At 61.5% G+C, this 15,487-nt stretch carries 13 protein-coding genes and 1 pseudogene; 12 read left to right on the plus strand and 2 right to left on the minus strand.

The window, feature by feature from the left end:
• The first annotated feature begins 7 nt into the window (after positions 1-7).
• The 12 genes from AACY11_RS23900 (at position 8) to AACY11_RS23955 (ending at position 13,905) form a co-directional block, all read left to right on the plus strand.
• On the plus strand, positions 8-1,603 hold the full coding sequence (locus AACY11_RS23900) for a GumC family protein (RefSeq protein ID WP_339495844.1): 1,596 nt from the start codon (positions 8-10) through the stop codon (positions 1,601-1,603).
• Complete coding sequence (locus AACY11_RS23905) at positions 1,600-2,691, plus strand: glycosyltransferase family 4 protein (protein WP_339432511.1); 1,092 nt, start codon at positions 1,600-1,602, stop codon at positions 2,689-2,691. Before AACY11_RS23900 ends, AACY11_RS23905 begins: the two co-directional genes overlap by 4 nt.
• A complete protein-coding gene (locus tag AACY11_RS23910) occupies positions 2,688-4,058 on the plus strand; it encodes an O-antigen ligase family protein (RefSeq protein WP_339432512.1) in 1,371 nt (456 codons plus the stop codon). Before AACY11_RS23905 ends, AACY11_RS23910 begins: the two co-directional genes overlap by 4 nt.
• On the plus strand, positions 4,055-5,023 hold the full coding sequence (locus AACY11_RS23915; RefSeq protein WP_339495846.1) for a glycosyltransferase: 969 nt from the start codon (positions 4,055-4,057) through the stop codon (positions 5,021-5,023). The genes AACY11_RS23910 and AACY11_RS23915 overlap by 4 nt, the downstream gene beginning before the upstream one ends.
• Positions 5,016-6,152, plus strand: a complete 1,137-nt coding sequence (locus tag AACY11_RS23920; protein ID WP_221729557.1) for a glycosyltransferase family 2 protein — start codon at positions 5,016-5,018, stop codon at positions 6,150-6,152. Before AACY11_RS23915 ends, AACY11_RS23920 begins: the two co-directional genes overlap by 8 nt.
• 13 nt (positions 6,153-6,165) lie before the next feature.
• On the plus strand, positions 6,166-7,167 hold the full coding sequence (locus AACY11_RS23925; protein ID WP_339432515.1) for a polysaccharide deacetylase family protein: 1,002 nt from the start codon (positions 6,166-6,168) through the stop codon (positions 7,165-7,167).
• The gene (locus AACY11_RS23930; RefSeq protein ID WP_339495848.1) at positions 7,164-8,471 is read left to right on the plus strand and encodes an oligosaccharide flippase family protein; all 1,308 of its coding nucleotides are present in this window, start codon (positions 7,164-7,166) and stop codon (positions 8,469-8,471) included. The genes AACY11_RS23925 and AACY11_RS23930 overlap by 4 nt, the downstream gene beginning before the upstream one ends.
• Entirely contained in the window at positions 8,468-10,390 is a 1,923-nt protein-coding gene (locus AACY11_RS23935; protein ID WP_339432517.1) for a hypothetical protein, read from the plus strand. The genes AACY11_RS23930 and AACY11_RS23935 overlap by 4 nt, the downstream gene beginning before the upstream one ends.
• 67 nt (positions 10,391-10,457) lie before the next feature.
• A complete protein-coding gene (locus AACY11_RS23940; RefSeq protein WP_339495849.1) occupies positions 10,458-11,147 on the plus strand; it encodes an N-acetyltransferase in 690 nt (229 codons plus the stop codon).
• Between the two features lie 4 nt (positions 11,148-11,151).
• Positions 11,152-12,336, plus strand: a complete 1,185-nt coding sequence (locus AACY11_RS23945) for a GNAT family N-acetyltransferase (protein ID WP_339465656.1) — start codon at positions 11,152-11,154, stop codon at positions 12,334-12,336.
• Positions 12,308-13,099, plus strand: coding sequence for a ChbG/HpnK family deacetylase (locus AACY11_RS23950; RefSeq protein ID WP_339495851.1), 792 nt, complete (start codon positions 12,308-12,310; stop codon positions 13,097-13,099). Before AACY11_RS23945 ends, AACY11_RS23950 begins: the two co-directional genes overlap by 29 nt.
• A 113-nt stretch (positions 13,100-13,212) precedes the next feature.
• Positions 13,213-13,905 (plus strand): N-acetyltransferase, encoded by a 693-nt coding sequence (locus tag AACY11_RS23955; protein WP_339432521.1) that lies wholly within the window; start codon positions 13,213-13,215, stop codon positions 13,903-13,905.
• A 61-nt stretch (positions 13,906-13,966) separates the two neighbouring features.
• On the opposite strand, the gene AACY11_RS23960 is transcribed toward AACY11_RS23955, so the two are convergent.
• The gene (locus tag AACY11_RS23960; protein WP_339495852.1) at positions 13,967-14,773 is read right to left on the minus strand and encodes a class I SAM-dependent methyltransferase; all 807 of its coding nucleotides are present in this window, start codon (positions 14,771-14,773) and stop codon (positions 13,967-13,969) included.
• A gap of 192 nt (positions 14,774-14,965) precedes the next feature.
• Positions 14,966-15,366 (minus strand): annotated as a pseudogene (locus AACY11_RS23965) (DUF6124 family protein).
• Positions 15,367-15,487 lie beyond the last annotated feature (121 nt).

A 15,487-nucleotide genomic window follows, 5' to 3' on the forward strand; every position in this document is an offset into this window, starting at 1 on the left:
AACGATCATGAATCCAAAGGAAAACTACCTGCATGAGTTCTTCAGGATCTTCTTCGCCAACAAGCAACTGGTGAAACGGGTCTTCCTGATCTTTGCAGTCATCGCCCTGCTGCTGCCATTGGTGCTCAAACAGAGCTTTGATATCACCGCACAGGTGATCGTGCAGTCGAAAAAACTCTCCCAGGGTGACGCCACCACGTCACTGACGGTCGATAACGCCACGTTCATTCCGCCGTCGCTGGCGGACATGGAAACCGAGAGCAACATCCTCCGTTCGCCGGCGCTGATCCGTCAGACCATCAGCGAACTGCGCGACAAAGGCGAATACACGCCCTCGCCCGGCATGTTCAACAAACTGGTGAGCGAGCCCTTCAAGCGCTACGTCACCTCGCCACTGCGTCAATACGTGATCAACCCGACGCGCAACATGCTCGGGCTGGAAACCGATCCGGTGCGTGACACAGCCCTAGATGCGCTGACCCAACAAGCCATCGACAGCCTGAAAATCGAGACCCTGCCGGGCTCCAACGTGATCTCGATCATCTACAGCTTCCCGGACCCGCACCAAGGCACGACCTTTGTCACGGCCCTGCTGCAAAACTATCTGGTGAGCCGTCAGGCGCTGCAATCGATCGACCTGCCGCAGTCCTTCTACGAATCCAAAAAGCACTTGTATCAAGTACGGCTCGACGGCCTGGAAGGCAACCGTCAGGCACTGCTCGAAAGTGTCGGTGCGGCGGATCCCAAGGAAGAAATCACCTTCCGCCTGAACGCGATCAACACCGAGGAACAGGCACTGAACCTGTACCGCGATCGCCTGCTGCAAAGCCAGCGCTGGCTCGAATACCTGAAAACCGCGCTGGCCGCCGCCAGCAGCAACAACAAGCTCAACGACTACACCTTCCCCTTCACCTTCACCACGACCGTCGACAATGTGGCGTTCGAAGATCGGGAAATAAAACAACTGGGCGAGCAACTGACCACTCAGGTCAGCCGCTACATGAACGACCTTGCGGTGTTCCAGCCTGGCAGTGAACCCATGTTGCTGACCCGCGAGCAAATCGGCCGCACCCGCCAGCAGTTCCTCAAGGTGGTGAGCAACCGGATTCAGGAGCGCACCAACGATCTTTCGGTGGTCAAGCAGGTGATCGATCAGAAAACCGCACGCATCGCCGAATTCAAGAACCGTATCCGTGACCTGCAGCAAACCCAAAGCAAGCTGCGGCAGATGGACACCGAAATCGACGCCATGCACGCCGCGTTCTCGACCTACGCCCAGCGTTTCGCCGAGAGCAGCACCGTCGGCGCGCTGAACGACGATCTGTCCAACGCCCGGGTGCTCAGCCCGCCGTTCGAACCCACCGAAGCGGCGTTCCCGAAACCGATGCTGATCATTCCATTCGGCCTGTTCACCGGTCTGCTGCTGGCCATTGCCCTGGTCTATGTGCGTGAGTTCTTCGACCATCGCTTCAAACACCCGGCGCAAATCAGCCACGAGCTTGGTCTGCCGGTGTTGCTGGTGATCAACGACGAGAACGTGCTACCGAGCAATCCGCACAAAAACTGGACGGTGCCGAGCTTCCTGCACTGGGTGCGCAATTGAACACCGTGTCCACCCCGAAGACCGCGCTGCCGATCATTCATTTGCTCAGCAGCGGCGGTTTCTATGGGGCCGAGCGGATGTTGCTGGATCATTGTCTGGCGACGCCGGGGCAGCATCAGGTGCTGTTTCTCGACGCGCCGCCAGAATTGATCGAGCGCTTTCGCGAAGCCGGGGTGGATGGCCGTGGCTGCGGCGGGCTTGGGGAGTTGTTGCGGCACCTGCGTCAGCGTCGCAGTGAAAAGCCGCTGATCAACACGCACAACTTCAAAGGCCTGCTGTTTGGCTGGATGGGCGCGACACTGTTGCGCCTGCCGCTGGTCATCACCCAACACGGCTTCACGCCGCGCAGTCGCAAGCAGAAGTTCTACACCTGGCTCAGCCTGCAACTGTGCCGCACCGCGTCGGTGGATCGGGTGGTCTGCGTGGCAGAAAGCATCGCGGTGTTGCACCGCGAAGCCAGCGTACAGGCCGAGAAGTTGCAGGTGATCCCCAATGGTTTGCCGGCGGCTGCGGCGATGGTTCCCGATGCGGGTCGGCAACGCTGGCTGGCCGGTTACGTTGGCCGATTGAGCAGCGAGAAAGGCCCGGATCTGTTTCTCGATGCGCTGATCCCGCTGTGTCATCAGCACCCGCAACTGGACGCCGTGATGCTCGGCGACGGGCCGGAATGCGAGGCGTTGCAGGCACGCATCGACAACGCCGGTTTGCAGCAACGGATTCGTTTACCGGGTTATCAGACGGCCATGCAACCGTGGTGGCAGCAGCTCGATGCGCTGGTGATCAGCTCGCGCACCGAAGGCACACCGATGATTTTGCTGGAGGCAATGCAGGCCGGCGTGCCGGTGGTGGCGTTTGGTGTCGGCGGGATTCCCGATGTGCTGGAACATCGGCACAACGGCTTGCTCGCCGCTCCGACCGACAGCACCGCCCTCGCCCATCAGCTCGAAACGTTGTTGAGCGAGCCCAAACTGGCGCGACAACTGCGCGACAACGCCAAACGCACGCAACAGGATCGCTACGACCTCAAGGCCCTGGCCGAACGCTGGTCGCAGCTCTACATCCGCACGGCACGGGAGGCACGCGCATGATTTTCCCGCTCTCGATCGTCAGTCTGCTCGGTCTGGTCTGCATCGCTTTGCTGGCCAGCCCCTATCCGTATCTGGCACCGGGAGCGGTGCTGGGCCTGGTGGGTTTCACGGTGTTGTACCGCAAGCCAACCTGGGGCCTGCTCGGTATCGCCGCACTGGTGCCGTTCGAAGGTTTCTTCAAGGACAGTTCGCTGTCCGGCAGCAAACTGCTCGGTGCCTCGCTGGCGGTGATTCTGATGCTGCAACTGGCGCTGCATCAGATTCCCTCCGAACGCCTGCGCAGCAATATCTGGCGTTACCTGATCGGGTTCATGGTTCTGTACTTCCTCAGCCTGCTGAACACCGATGACATGGGCATGTCGCTGGAGCATCTGCGCGAGCTCAGCGTCGGGCTGATCCTGTTTGTCATCACCCTGTTGATCGGCCGCGAGCTGAACCTCGACCTGTTCGCCCGACTGGTCACCCTTGCCGTCAGCAGCACCTGCGCGATGGCGATGTTCTCGACCAGATTCCAGGATCAGGGCCGCGCTGCCGGCCTGCTCGAAGACCCCAACGCCTTCGCGATGCTGATCGCCTTCGCCATCCCGCTGGGGCTGCTGCTGGTGATTCGCGGCCCTAACCTGCTGCATCGGTTGTTCTGGGGCGCGTGCTGCCTGCTGTTGCTCGGCGGCATGACCAAGACCGAATCGCGCTCAGGGCTGGTGGTCGTGGCCTTGAGTCTGTTGATCGGCGGCTGGCATTACCGCGCGCAAATGACACGAATTCGCCCACGGCACCTGGGCTTCGCCATGCTCGGCGCGGCCATCGTGATTCCGCTGGCAATCTATGCGATGCCCGCCGGTTACCTGGCGCGCATTCAATCCTTGAGCGTATTAAGTGCCGGCGCCAAGGGCCATAACGACGAATCCCTCGGCCGCCGTGCTTCCTACATCGTTGTCGGTACGCAGATGATCCGCGAGAACCCGCTGCTGGGCTCCGGCCCCGGCACCTTCGCGCTGCACTACGCGACCACCGGCTACGCCAAGGCGTTTTCGGCCAACCGCAAGATCGGTGACCTCTATCGCCGCGCTCACAACACTTATCTGGAAATCTTCAGCGAACTGGGTATTCCCGCCGGCCTGATGTTCGTCGGCATGCTCGGGCTCGGCTTGTACAACCTGATCCGCGCACGCGCCGTGTGGATGCGCCGACGCGACTGGCAACAGGCGGACCTGATGACCCACCTGAGCGTGAGTTTCCTGTCGCTGACGTTGTTCCTGATGTTCCTCAGTGCGCCGAACCAGAAATACGTGTGGATCATGCTTGCCATGACCTGGGTGCTGCGCCTGAAAGCCGAACAAGAACCGATCACGGAGGCCGTCGCATGAGCCGAATCAGCATCATCATCCCGATGTACAACGAAGCCCGGCACATTGGCCGCACCTTGTTGTCGGCAGAAAGAGCCGCCCACGCCGCCGGCGTCGAGTGCGAGCTGATCGTGGTCGACAACGGTTCGAGCGATGACGGCCCGCACATTGCCCGCCAGTTTGGCGCACAAGTGCTGGTGCATCCGGGTTTGCTGATCGGCGCCCTGCGCAATCGCGGTACGGCGGTCGCAACCGGTGATTGGCTGGCCTTCATTGATGCCGATGTTGAGATGCCGCAAGACTGGCTGCAGCCGCTGTTCGATCTGCACGCCAGTGGTCAGGCCGATGTGTTTGCGCTGGACCTGGGCATCCCGGCACAAGCGCCGTGGTACGCCATCGCGTGGCAGCGTCGCACCCAGCGTATTTGCGCGCAGGCCTCGCACGTCGTGGACTGGCTGCCCAGCTCCAACCTGCTGATGCGCCGTGACTGGTTCGACAAGGTCGGCGGTTTCAATGAAAGCCTGCGTACCGGCGAAGACAAGGAGTTCACCCTGCGCCTGCGTGAAAACGGTGCGTTGCTGCTGTCGATCAACGACAACGAAGCCCTGCACTGGGGTTACGAAATGAACTGGCGCGAGTGGATGGGCAAGGAAATGTGGCGTCAGGGCAGTCATCTGCAACTGCTGCGCACCCACGGTTACAGCCTGCGTCTGCTGCGTTTCCCGATGCTTTCGCTGCTGGTCTGGCTCCTCGACTTTCTGGCGATCTCGGCCCTGCTCGACAATTTTCCTCATCACGCGGCGGCCATGCTGATATTGACCCTGGTGCCGGGGCTGGTGCTGAGCATTCGCCAAAGCATCAAGCATCGTGACCTCTTGCTGACCCTGCAACTGTGGGGCCTGCACTGGGTACGCCTGCACCTGGCCGGCGCCGCGTTCATTCTCAGTCTGTGTCATTGGAATGCCAGGAGGCCTGCCCGTGGCTGAGTTCATTTTCTGGATGTGCCTGTTGCTACCGGTCTACGCGTATGTGGGTTACCCGCTTTTGCTGACGATACTGGCGCCTCTGTTCGCGGCCAGCCGGCATGGCCCAACGCCGCCGCTGAACATCAGCATCGTGATTGCCGCCCACAACGAGGCGCGGCACATCGAGCACAAGTTGCGCACGCTGCTGGCCCAGGATTATCAGCCTGCCCGTTTGCAGATCATTCTCGCCAGCGACGGCTCGACGGATGACACCGTGGCTTGTGCACACAACGTCGTCGATCCGCGCATTACCGTGCTCGACCTGCCGCGCCAAGGCAAAGCGGCGACGCTTAACGCCGGCGTGGCCCTGAGCACGGGCGACATTCTGGTGTTCACCGATGCCGACAACCAATGGTCACGCGACACCCTCGGACATTTGCTGGCGCCATTGAGCGACCCGCAAGTCGGCGCCTGTGCCGGGCACATGGTGATCCCGGTCACCGGTGGCGGCTTGAGCGTCGGCGATAGCCTGTATCGACATTACGAAGGCTGGCTGCGCCGGGTGGAAAACCGCACCGGTTGCATGGTGTCCGCCGACGGTGCCCTGCTCGCGTTGCGCCGCGAGTTGTTCCAGAACGTGCCGGCAGAGGTTAACGACGATTTCTTTATCAGCACCTGCGCGCCGGTCGCGCACAAACGCATCGTCTATGTACCGCAAGCGCAAGTCATCGACCAAGGCGTCGATGAAGCCGACAAACAGTTCCGTCGTCGTCAACGCGTCACCGTCGGCGGGCTGCAAAGCCTCGCTCAGCGCCGCGAACTGCTCAATCCGCTGAAATATGGCCTGTATTCGATCGCGCTGATCAGCCACAAACTGATCCGCCGCCTGGCACCAATCCTTTTGCTGCCATTGTTGCTGAGCAATTTCTGGCTGTGGAGCGAGCACGGTTTCTATCGCCTGAGCCTCATTGCACAACTGTTCGGCTACGCCGTGGCGATAGCCGGATTGATGGATTCGCAACACCGCTTGCCCAAACCCTTCCGCCTCGCCGCCTTTGTGCTGGTCACCCTCGCCGGGATGAGTCTTGGCTTGTGGCAGTTCCTGCGCGGCCAGCGCTATGCCCAGTGGAATCCTGAACAGAACCGCTAAAAGGACCGAAGCCATGGCGATCAAACAATTGATAAAAAGCACCAGTGGCTGGCTCTATCTCAACTCGTCCGTGGGCCGAAACCAGTTGCAGGGCGCCGGGGTGATTCTGATGTTGCACCGGGTGCTGTCCAACGACCGCGCCGCCGACCTGCCCCACCGCAATGAGCTGTGCGTCGGGCCCAAGGCCTTCGAGCATTGGCTGGTGTGGCTGCGTCGCCACTTCGAATGCGTACCGCTGATGGAAATCCTTCAGCCCAACTCCCTGCGCACCGAACGCCCACGGGTGGCGTTGACCTTCGACGACGGCTGGCGCGACAACGCGGTCAACGCCTTCCCCCTGCTGCAAAAACACCAGGTGCCGGCGAGCATTTTCCTTTCGACCGATTTCATCGGCAGCCGTCAACGTTTTTGGTGGGAGGCCGTGGGCGAAACCCTGTGGGGCAGCCACGGCGACAAGGCACGGATGCATTTGATCGAGCGCTTGCATGCCACGGGCCATCCGCTGCCGGTGTTGCTCGATGACATTGATGTCGATCGGCGCAGCCTGGCACTGCTGCATTACCTGCAAGGGCTCAAGACACTGGCACCGCAAGAACTTGAACGCCTGACCGATGAGTGCCCGCAAGAATCGCAACCGCAGGCACTGGACTGGCATCAGGTGCGCGCGATGGAAGCCTCAGGTCTGGTGCGTTTCGGCCCCCACGGCGCCAGTCACGCGATCCTTACCGGCCTTGACGATGTGCGCCTGAGCGAAGAAATCAGCCGCAGCCGCGATGCCTTGCACAACGGCTGCAACCGGCCGCTGCCGGTGTATTGCTACCCCAACGGCGACAACGACGAGCGCGTGCGCAAGCAGGTTGCCGATCACGATTATCCGTTTGCGCTAGGCACCAGCACCGGCCTCTATCGCGGTGAAGGCGATCCGCTGAACCTGCCGCGTTTCGGTGTCAGTCAGCGCACGGCGCGCAATCCGCAACTGCTGTCGTGGCGGATATTTCGCGGAGCACGACCATGAGCCGAGGCCGCTACCTCAAGCACTTGGCGCTGAGCATGGGCACCAAACTGGCGATGATCGCCTTGCGTTTACTGCGCAACGTGCTGCTGGCGCGGATCCTCGGGCCGAGTGAACGCGGGCTGTTTGCATTGCTCAGCACCTTGCCCGACCTGATCAGCGCGGCCACCAGTGGCGGGCTGAATTCGGCGGTCGGTTATCAGGCCGCCAAACAAAGGCCGCTGGGGGTGTTGCTCAGTCAGGTGCTGGTTTTCGGATGCTTGCTGGCGGCGCTGTTAACCCTGCTGGTGGTCGCGCTGGTGCGCGAGTTTGGCGGTGAACTGGATGTGACCACGCAGCTTGGCCTGCTCGCCTGGCTGTTGCTGTTGGCAGTGCCGCTGACGGTGTTGAAAAGCGGCTTGCTGACGTTGCACAACGCGTCCGGCGGCGTGGTCGCATTCAATGCCTTGCGCCTGGTGGAGTCGCTGGCACCGCTGCTGATGTTTCTCGGGCTTTTCTGGATGTGGAAAAGCGCCGCCCTTGAAGCGGCACTGATCAGTTGGCTGGCCGGGATCAGCCTGGTGGTGCTGGTCGGTTGGGTCTGGCTCAAACGGGCGCAACCGTTGCAACTGCAATGGGATCGCGCCAGCCAGAAAGAGCTGCTGCGTTACAGCGCCCGCAGCCATCCCGACCTGTTGTTCCAGCAAGTGATTTTGCGCTCGGATTATTTGTTCATCGGCGCCCTGCTCGGCAGCACCGCGCTGGGTCATTACGCCATGGCCAGCGCCGCCGCCGAACTGCTGCTGATCGTCCCGGAAGCGGTGACCACGCCGTTGATGAAACGCCTGCTGCAACAGGACGAAGGCATGGACAAAGTCACCCCGCTGGCGCTACGCCTGACCGCAACGGTGATGCTCGGCGCATGCCTGAGCATGGCGGTGATCGGCAATTGGCTGATCGTCACCCTGTTCGGCATCGCCTACCAACCGGCCTATCCGGCGCTGCTCACGTTACTGCCGGGGCTGTTGGGTTTGTGCTATGCGAGCATTCTGCGTCTGGACTTGCTGGGCAAAAATCGCCCCGGCACGGTGTCCTTGCTGATGGGGCTGGGGGCCTTGCTCAATCTGGCGCTGAACCTGGTGTTGATTCCGGCCTACGGGATTGTCGGCGCAGCGGCGGCTTCGTCGATTGCCTATCTCGCCGTCACGGTGGCGATGCTGGTGTTGTACTGCCGTCTGAGCGGCGTGCCGTTCTGGCAAACCCTGATCATCCTGCCCAGCGACATCACCCCGATGTGGCTGATGCTGCAACGTCGCAAAGCCGCATGAAAGGCCTGGCCCTGCTGTTCGGTCTCGGCCTCTCGCTGGACGCCTTCGCGGCGTCGATGCGTTGGGGCGAAATCCGCGACGCCAGCCTGTACCTGCAAACCGATCAACCCGATAACGTGACCGTGCGCTGGACCCCGGCGTGGCAAGCGGATGCCAACGAAGAGCATCTGTACCTGCTCGACGGCCAAGGCAAACTGCAAGGTGACAGGTTCATCAAGGCCAGTGAAACCCGTGGTAGCCAGCGCTGGAGTCTGGCGCCCGGCGCCGCCAGCTATCGACTGGAAATCCCCGGCTACAGCTTCCGCAATTACCGGATAGAACACGATGAACACACGGTCGCGCTGTTCGCCCCGGCCAAAGTGCACTTCAGCGTTCAAGCCCAGAACGGCGACATGTTGTATTTCAAAGTCGCGCCCGGTGAGCGCGCGGTGCTGGCCGGTAAATTTCATGGCGGCGTCAGTGCGCTGCAGGCGCAACGGGTGGGTGATGGTCAGGCACTGACGCTGGCCCTGAAACCGTACCGCGCCTATTGGCAGTTCGATCAGGTCGCGCTGCCGGTCAGTGAGCGTGAACAAGTCTGGCGCCTGCGCCTGCAAGGCAGCGGCAAAGCCGCATTCTGGCTCGACGGCACGGCCAATCTGTTTGCACAGAATCCACAACAGCTCAAACCGCTGCGCGAAGACGTCGGCCAGACCCGCTTGACCCTGCACGACAAAGTGCTCGGGCGCACGCCGGATCTGGGCATCGCCCTGCCCTATGTGATGCCGCCCACCACCAGCTATGCCGCCCTCGATGCGCTGAAACCCACTGCCGCCAGTTACTACAGCTTTGTTGATGTGACGGCGAAGAACCGGCATTTCGAGGACGCGTTCCGTCAGTTCTATCAGAATCGTTTCGGCATCCAGCAGGACATCACCTTGCTCGCCGGCAGCCAGCGTCAGGCTGATCTGCGCGCCGACGTACAAAGCAACAGCGGCCTTGATGCGTGGCTCGCCAGTACCCGCACGCTCGGCGGCAAAGGCACCCACTACATCGGGTTTGCCGACGAACCGAACCTCAACTACTCCAGCTACGCGCAGTATCAGGCGATCTTCGCCAGCATGGCCCGGCAGGTGCGCAGCGACCCGGCGAACGCCAAGGCTGGCGTGCGTATCGCCATGCCGGCCAGTTCGCGACTGGTCAACGGGCCGTTCGCTGACAACGCGGCAGACAAGCGTGGTATCGATTGGGCACGGCGCTTGCTGAGCGAATCCGGCGATCAGGTCGACGCCTTGGCGTGGCACGAATGGATGATTCGCGACCTGCTCGCCACCCGCGTCTACCGCGACAGCGTACGCCGCGCCGCCGAACTCGTTGGCCTCGACGACAAAGGCCAGCCACGCAAAGCCTTGCTGCTCGATCAGACCAATTTGTCCAGCGGCTCCAGCCTCAGCCCCTACGATCAGGAAACCCATTACGCCGCGCTGTGGTGGGCGTCGGTGGTGATCAACGCCTCCCAGGACGGCTTGCTGAGCATGCTCAACTGGTTCCAGGCCGCCGATGAACCGCAGTACCCCAAAGGCATGCTGCGCGTCTCGGCCGATGAACAACGCTTCGAACTCAAACCAGTGGGTCTGGCCCAGCAATTCATCGCGCAACACTGGCTGCATAACGTCCTGGCGCTGGACAACGATGGGTTTGAAGTCGACGTGCTGGCGATGTCCAGCGATGAGCAGCGTGGCTTGCTGGGCGTCAACAAAGGCACCCGCCTGCAACGTGTAGACCTGAGCGGCACCCAGTGTCCGCTGAACAATGGCGCCTTGCGCTACTTCGGCGCCGACAACCGCAGCCGCGATGCGCCGTTTGCCTGCAAGGACGGACGCGTGCGCTTCGACCTGCCGGGGCAAACCCTGTTCTCGCTCCGCTGGAGAGCGTCATGAACCGTCCTTTGATGTTCCGCCGCGTTGGCCTGGGCCACGCGATGCATCGTCATCAGGAGTCAAGACCATGAACATTGTGCAAAAACTCAGCGAACACATCAGACAAAAAGGCCTGCGCGCCACCTTCGGCAAGGCCTGGAAGCACTACGTATTCTTTCATCAGGAATTGCTGTGGATGGAGCGTGATCTGGTCAGTCCCGTCCCCCCGCACAACCTCAAGCCCTACCCGCCGCTGCGGGTGGTGAAAATCGCGCCGGACAACACCGGTGCCTTTGCCCGCTACTTTGGCGACCGCGTCGGCACCATGGCCGAACTGGCCAAAGAAGGCCACACCGGGCACATGCACCTGGACGATCAGGGCGACGCCGTGGCGTTCATCTGGGGCACCGCGCGGGACTATCTCGACCGGCATTACTACGGCTGTATGTTCCCGGTGAAACCCGGCGAGTTCTTCGAATTCGGCGGCGAACTGACCCGAGCCTACTGGGGCAGCGAACTGTCGGTGGATCTGCAACTGGCGCTGTGGAAAGCCATGGCCGCCCAGGGCTGCAACAAGGTCGTGGACGTCTGCGAATTCCACAACATCCCGGCGCTCAAACTGCACCTGCGCATGGGCTACACCGAGCAACACCGGATCATGAACATTTACACCCTGTTCGGTCGCTGGAACTTCTACCGCGAAACCCGCTACAGCGGTTCGCGCCTGGAAGCGCTACGCAAACCTTCCCGTCCACCCGTCACAGTAACGGCGGCCTGAGCCCATGGCGACGCGATTCGAATGGCGTACTTCATTGTGCGCCGCCGACTTTCCGGCAACAGCGTATGAAGCGCTGCGCCTGCGCGTGACGGACCACACGCCGTTCAACAACCTTGGCTGGTTGTGTGCGGCCGAGCAGGCCCTTGGCGAGGGTGAGCGCCTGCACATCCTGCTGGGATGGGAGGCGGATCAATTGCGTCTGTGCCTACCGCTGGTGGCGAGTCGTGAGCGCTTCGCCGGGTTGCGGTTTCGGGTGTTGCACCACTTGGGGTATCCGTTGGCTGATCGCTTGGCCCTGCTCTCTTTGCTGGCCGGCGAGGACATGCGCAAGGCCCTTGTATTGATTCGCCAACGCCTGCCCCATGCACTGCTTCAGCTCAACGAACTCTCGGAGCCGGCCGGTGAGGAAAGTAGCCTCACCGAATGGATGGCACACAGCTCTGCGGGCGAGCGACGGCTCAGTTGTCGGGCGCCTGTGCACCTGATCAGCGAGGCGGATCATCAGGAAGTGTCCGGCGATCCACGCTACAAACTGCGCCGGGCTCGCAAGCGCATCGCCGCGTGCGGGGCTCAGGTACGGCGGATCATTCCGGACGCGATCAGCATGGGTCCGCTGTTGCAGGTCATCGGCGAAGTCGAAGCGGTCAGTTGGAAAGGCGACGAAGGCGTCGGGATCTTCGCCAGCGAACGCAGTCGCCATCTGATCGAGCGCGCTTTCATTGCCCTCGCCGGCCAAGGCTTGGTGCGGGTGGTGACGCTGGAGTTGAACGGGCGCTGCATCAGCTATCGCCTGGGCTTGCTCGAACAGGGCCGGCTCTACGATTACAACCTCGCCTTCCTGCCGCAATACGCCGATCTGGGCAGCGGCCGGGTGCTGCTGGAGGAATGGATTCGCTGGGGCCTGGACGACCACTGGCGCTGGATCGATGCCTCACGGGTCAGCCTGGAAAACTCCAGCCACCAACTGCACGAACGCATGACCGGGCAACTGGAACACTGGCGCTGGAGTTTCTATTCCTGGCGCCCGAGTGGCCTGGCGCTGGGTCTGGCATTACGTGTCTGGCACCGGCTCAAACCGCCATTGCAACGGTGGCGGGCAAAACGTGCGGCCAAACCTGCACCTGTCGTCAAACCTGTCGCGATCACCACGGAGGGCGAACATGCCTCGCCAAGTCATAGTCAACGCTGACGATTTCGGCCTCAGCCCGAACGAAAACGCGGTGATCTTCGCGGCGTTTCAGGCCGGGGTCATCAGTTCCGCCACCGCCATGGCCAACATGCCAGCGTTCGAAGCCGCGTGCACCATGGCTCGGCAGCCCTTGCTTGAGGGCCGGGTCGGGCTGCACTTCAACCTGACTTACGGGCGACCGCTGAGCCGGACGATTGTGGAGCGCCGAACGTTCTGCGACAGCCATGGCGTATTCGACCTCAACCTGCCGCGCCACCGTTTGTGGCTCAGTCGCGAAGACCGTGAGGCGGTGCATGAAGAATTGCAGGCGCAGTGGCAACGCTGCGTCGATCATGGCGTGCGTCCCAGTCACATCGACTCGCACCAGCATGTGCACAACATTTTGCCGATCGGCGAGATCGTCGCGCGCTTCGCTGCGCATCACGGTGTACCGATTCGGTTGGCGCGCAATCTGGGGCAAAACCTCAATCTGCCCAAACGCGTTTTCAAAGGTTGGCTCAATTGGCGTTTGCAGCGTCTGGCCGGCGCAACGGCGGACTACGTGTGCACCCCCGTGGATTTGCGCAACGGCAGCTCGCCGACCGACGGCGTACTGGAAATCGTCACCCATCCGACTCAACTCGGGGCCGACTTTGGTGACGCGTATCTCAACCCCGGCGAATCCCTGAGCCGCGTGTTAGCGCAGCGGCTGATGGGCGTTCCACGGGTTTGCTACGCCGACCTGAACAAGGACTTTCCAAGCGGTGCCACGGCACTCGATTGACTTGCATACGTTGCAGCATTTTCGAAAATGGCACTCTGAAAGGCATGTAAAGGCTTGATCTATAACCACAAAAAGCGACATCCACAACACTGGCTTCGGCCATAGAGGGCATCATGAACGTTATCGGAAAACTGCGTGAACGCATCAAGCAAAAAGGCCTGAGCCACACCGTCGGCACGTTGTGGAAACGCTACGTGTTCTTCCATTGGGAACTGTTGTGGATGGAACGTGACCTGGTCAGCCCGGTGCCGCCGCACAAGCTGCGCCCCTATGAGGGCCTGCGCAAAGTCGATATCACACCGCACAATGCCGGCGCGTTTGCCAAGCATTTTGGTGACCGCGTGGCGACCATGGCCGAACTCGCCGCCGAAGGTCACACCGGGCACATGTACCTCGACGCCGACGGTCACGCGGTGGCGTTCATCTGGGGCAGCATTCGCGACTATCACGACCGCCACTATTACGGCTGCAACTTCCCGGTCAAACCCGGCGAGTTCTTCGAATTCGGCGGCGAAATGACCCGCGCCTATTTCGGCAGCAGCCTGTCGGTGGACGTGCAAGTGGCGTTGTGGGAAGCCATGGCCGCCCAGGGCTGTAACAAAGTCGTCGACGTCTGCGAAACCCGCAACATCCCGGCAATGAAACTGCACATTCGTATGGGCTATCAAGAACAGGGCCGCGTGACGCACCTCTACTGCTTGTTTGGGCGGTGGCGGTTCTTCCGTGAGACCCGCTACGAGGGCTCACGCCTGGAGCTACTGCGCAAACCGGGGCGGCCAGTGGTGAGTGCGGCGGCGCAGACTTGAATCAACCCCAAAAGGTGTGGCGGCTTTGGTGCCGCCTTCGCGGCCAGTGGCTGCGACAGCGTCAGCTCTTGCTGGCAACCAGGGTGAAACACAACGGCAACTGCGCCTCTTGATTCAGGTACCGGTCGTACAGTTCTTCCCGATTCGAATGCGCATACTCCTTGAAGTGCGCGATGTTCAGCCCTGCCCCGATGGCGCCGCTGAAGATCGCGCCGAGGGTGTGCACGAACCAGTACGACTTCGCCGCCGGTTGCTCGACCTTGCCGACGTAGACGATGGGCTCTTGCTGCACAAACGGTTCGGCGCGGAAGTAGGAGCTGGCGAGGCGGAACGGGTCCTCGGCGTCAGGATCGACCATTTCCAGAAACGGATGGGTTTCGTAGATCACCAGTTTCCCGCCCGGTTTAAGGGTCTGTGCGACGTGGCGCAAGAATTCGCCGATGTCCGGCATCCAGTTCAGTACGCCGATGGTGATCAACGCTACGTCGAAGCGGTTTTGCAACGACGCCGGCAGGTGATGGATATCGCATTCAACGAATTCGGCGTTGTGCGCTGAACGGCTGTTCAGCTCGCGGGCCTGATCGAGAAACGCGCTCGACTGATCCACACCCACCACATTCCGCGCACCGAGTGCGAACAGCGAGAGACTTTCGCGACCGTTGTTGCAGCCCAGTTGAATCACATCTTTACCGTCAACGCCGACCTGTTCCAGCACGCCGCGCAAGGTGTCGTCGAGGCACGAGAAACCTGCCTGTGCGACGTCAGTCAGCAGCGCCTGCCAGTCAGGGGAGTCCTGATGGTGGCGGGCGGAATCGTTCCACGCCTGACGATTGCTTTCGATAGCGTTCTTATTGCTCGGCACTTCCATGGCGTACTCCGCACGATGCTCTTGATTGAGCGGTCGGAGTCTAGATCAGCCCGGCAATTGTGGTTGTTGCGACTTTGTAAGCCGTCGCCCGCCAACGACTGTGGGATCGGCCTTGCTCGCGAAGGCGTCGGTACATTCAGCATCCTCCTTGCCGGAACCACCGCTTTCGCGAGCAAGCCCGCTCCCACAGGGTTATGCGGTGGGTTGGACGTTATCCAGCGTCTGATTGACCGCCAACTCGCTCAGCATGACGATTTGCGCGATCCCCAGCGCGGTCTTGCGGTGTGAGGTTCGAGCATCGCGGCGAAGTTGTTGAGCATCTCGGTGACCGAGCCGAGTGTTTCGCTGGCATTGGCCAGCAGCGATTCGGTGTCGTACACCGGGGTGGCGAGGTACATGGGCTCGGGGGTGCGAGTGGACGCCTGATGTGAGCGTTCGGATTGAGGTAGTGATCAAGGGCGCGGTCGGCCGCTTCGTGGAGTTTTTTGCTATCGATGGATAGCGTACGGGGATGTTGGATCGGTATTTGTTTCGGGGGGATTCGGCGTAGATTTTTTTGGTGGAGCTCCACTGAAAAGTTGGAGCTGCCCCATTCGGTTTCCGGACGAAGAGGTGGCAGCTGTACGCAGGTTGGAAACCCGGGCAGCGGCGACGCGGTCGACCCGAAGGTCTCCCGCGCACAGCCGCCATAACGGAGTGCACGCGTTCAAAGTG

It is taken from the genome of Pseudomonas sp. RA_105y_Pfl2_P56, assembly GCF_963970845.1.
Classification (GTDB): Bacteria; Pseudomonadota; Gammaproteobacteria; order Pseudomonadales; family Pseudomonadaceae; genus Aquipseudomonas; species Aquipseudomonas baetica_A.

Bases quoted from the DNA above. Each gene is read 5' to 3' on its own strand.
- AACY11_RS23940 (WP_339495849.1), top strand. From the start codon at position 10,458: ATGAACATTGTGCAAAAACTCAGCGAACACATCAGACAAAAAGGCCTG.
- AACY11_RS23930 (WP_339495848.1), top strand. From the start codon at position 7,164: ATGAGCCGAGGCCGCTACCTCAAGCACTTGGCGCTGAGCATGGGCACC.
- AACY11_RS23960 (WP_339495852.1), bottom strand. From the start codon at position 14,773: ATGGAAGTGCCGAGCAATAAGAACGCTATCGAAAGCAATCGTCAGGCG.
- AACY11_RS23950 (WP_339495851.1), top strand. From the start codon at position 12,308: ATGCCTCGCCAAGTCATAGTCAACGCTGACGATTTCGGCCTCAGCCCG.
- AACY11_RS23910 (WP_339432512.1), top strand. From the start codon at position 2,688: ATGATTTTCCCGCTCTCGATCGTCAGTCTGCTCGGTCTGGTCTGCATC.
- AACY11_RS23935 (WP_339432517.1), top strand. From the start codon at position 8,468: ATGAAAGGCCTGGCCCTGCTGTTCGGTCTCGGCCTCTCGCTGGACGCC.
- AACY11_RS23955 (WP_339432521.1), top strand. From the start codon at position 13,213: ATGAACGTTATCGGAAAACTGCGTGAACGCATCAAGCAAAAAGGCCTG.
- AACY11_RS23900 (WP_339495844.1), top strand. From the start codon at position 8: ATGAATCCAAAGGAAAACTACCTGCATGAGTTCTTCAGGATCTTCTTC.
- AACY11_RS23915 (WP_339495846.1), top strand. From the start codon at position 4,055: ATGAGCCGAATCAGCATCATCATCCCGATGTACAACGAAGCCCGGCAC.
- AACY11_RS23945 (WP_339465656.1), top strand. From the start codon at position 11,152: ATGGCGACGCGATTCGAATGGCGTACTTCATTGTGCGCCGCCGACTTT.
- AACY11_RS23925 (WP_339432515.1), top strand. From the start codon at position 6,166: ATGGCGATCAAACAATTGATAAAAAGCACCAGTGGCTGGCTCTATCTC.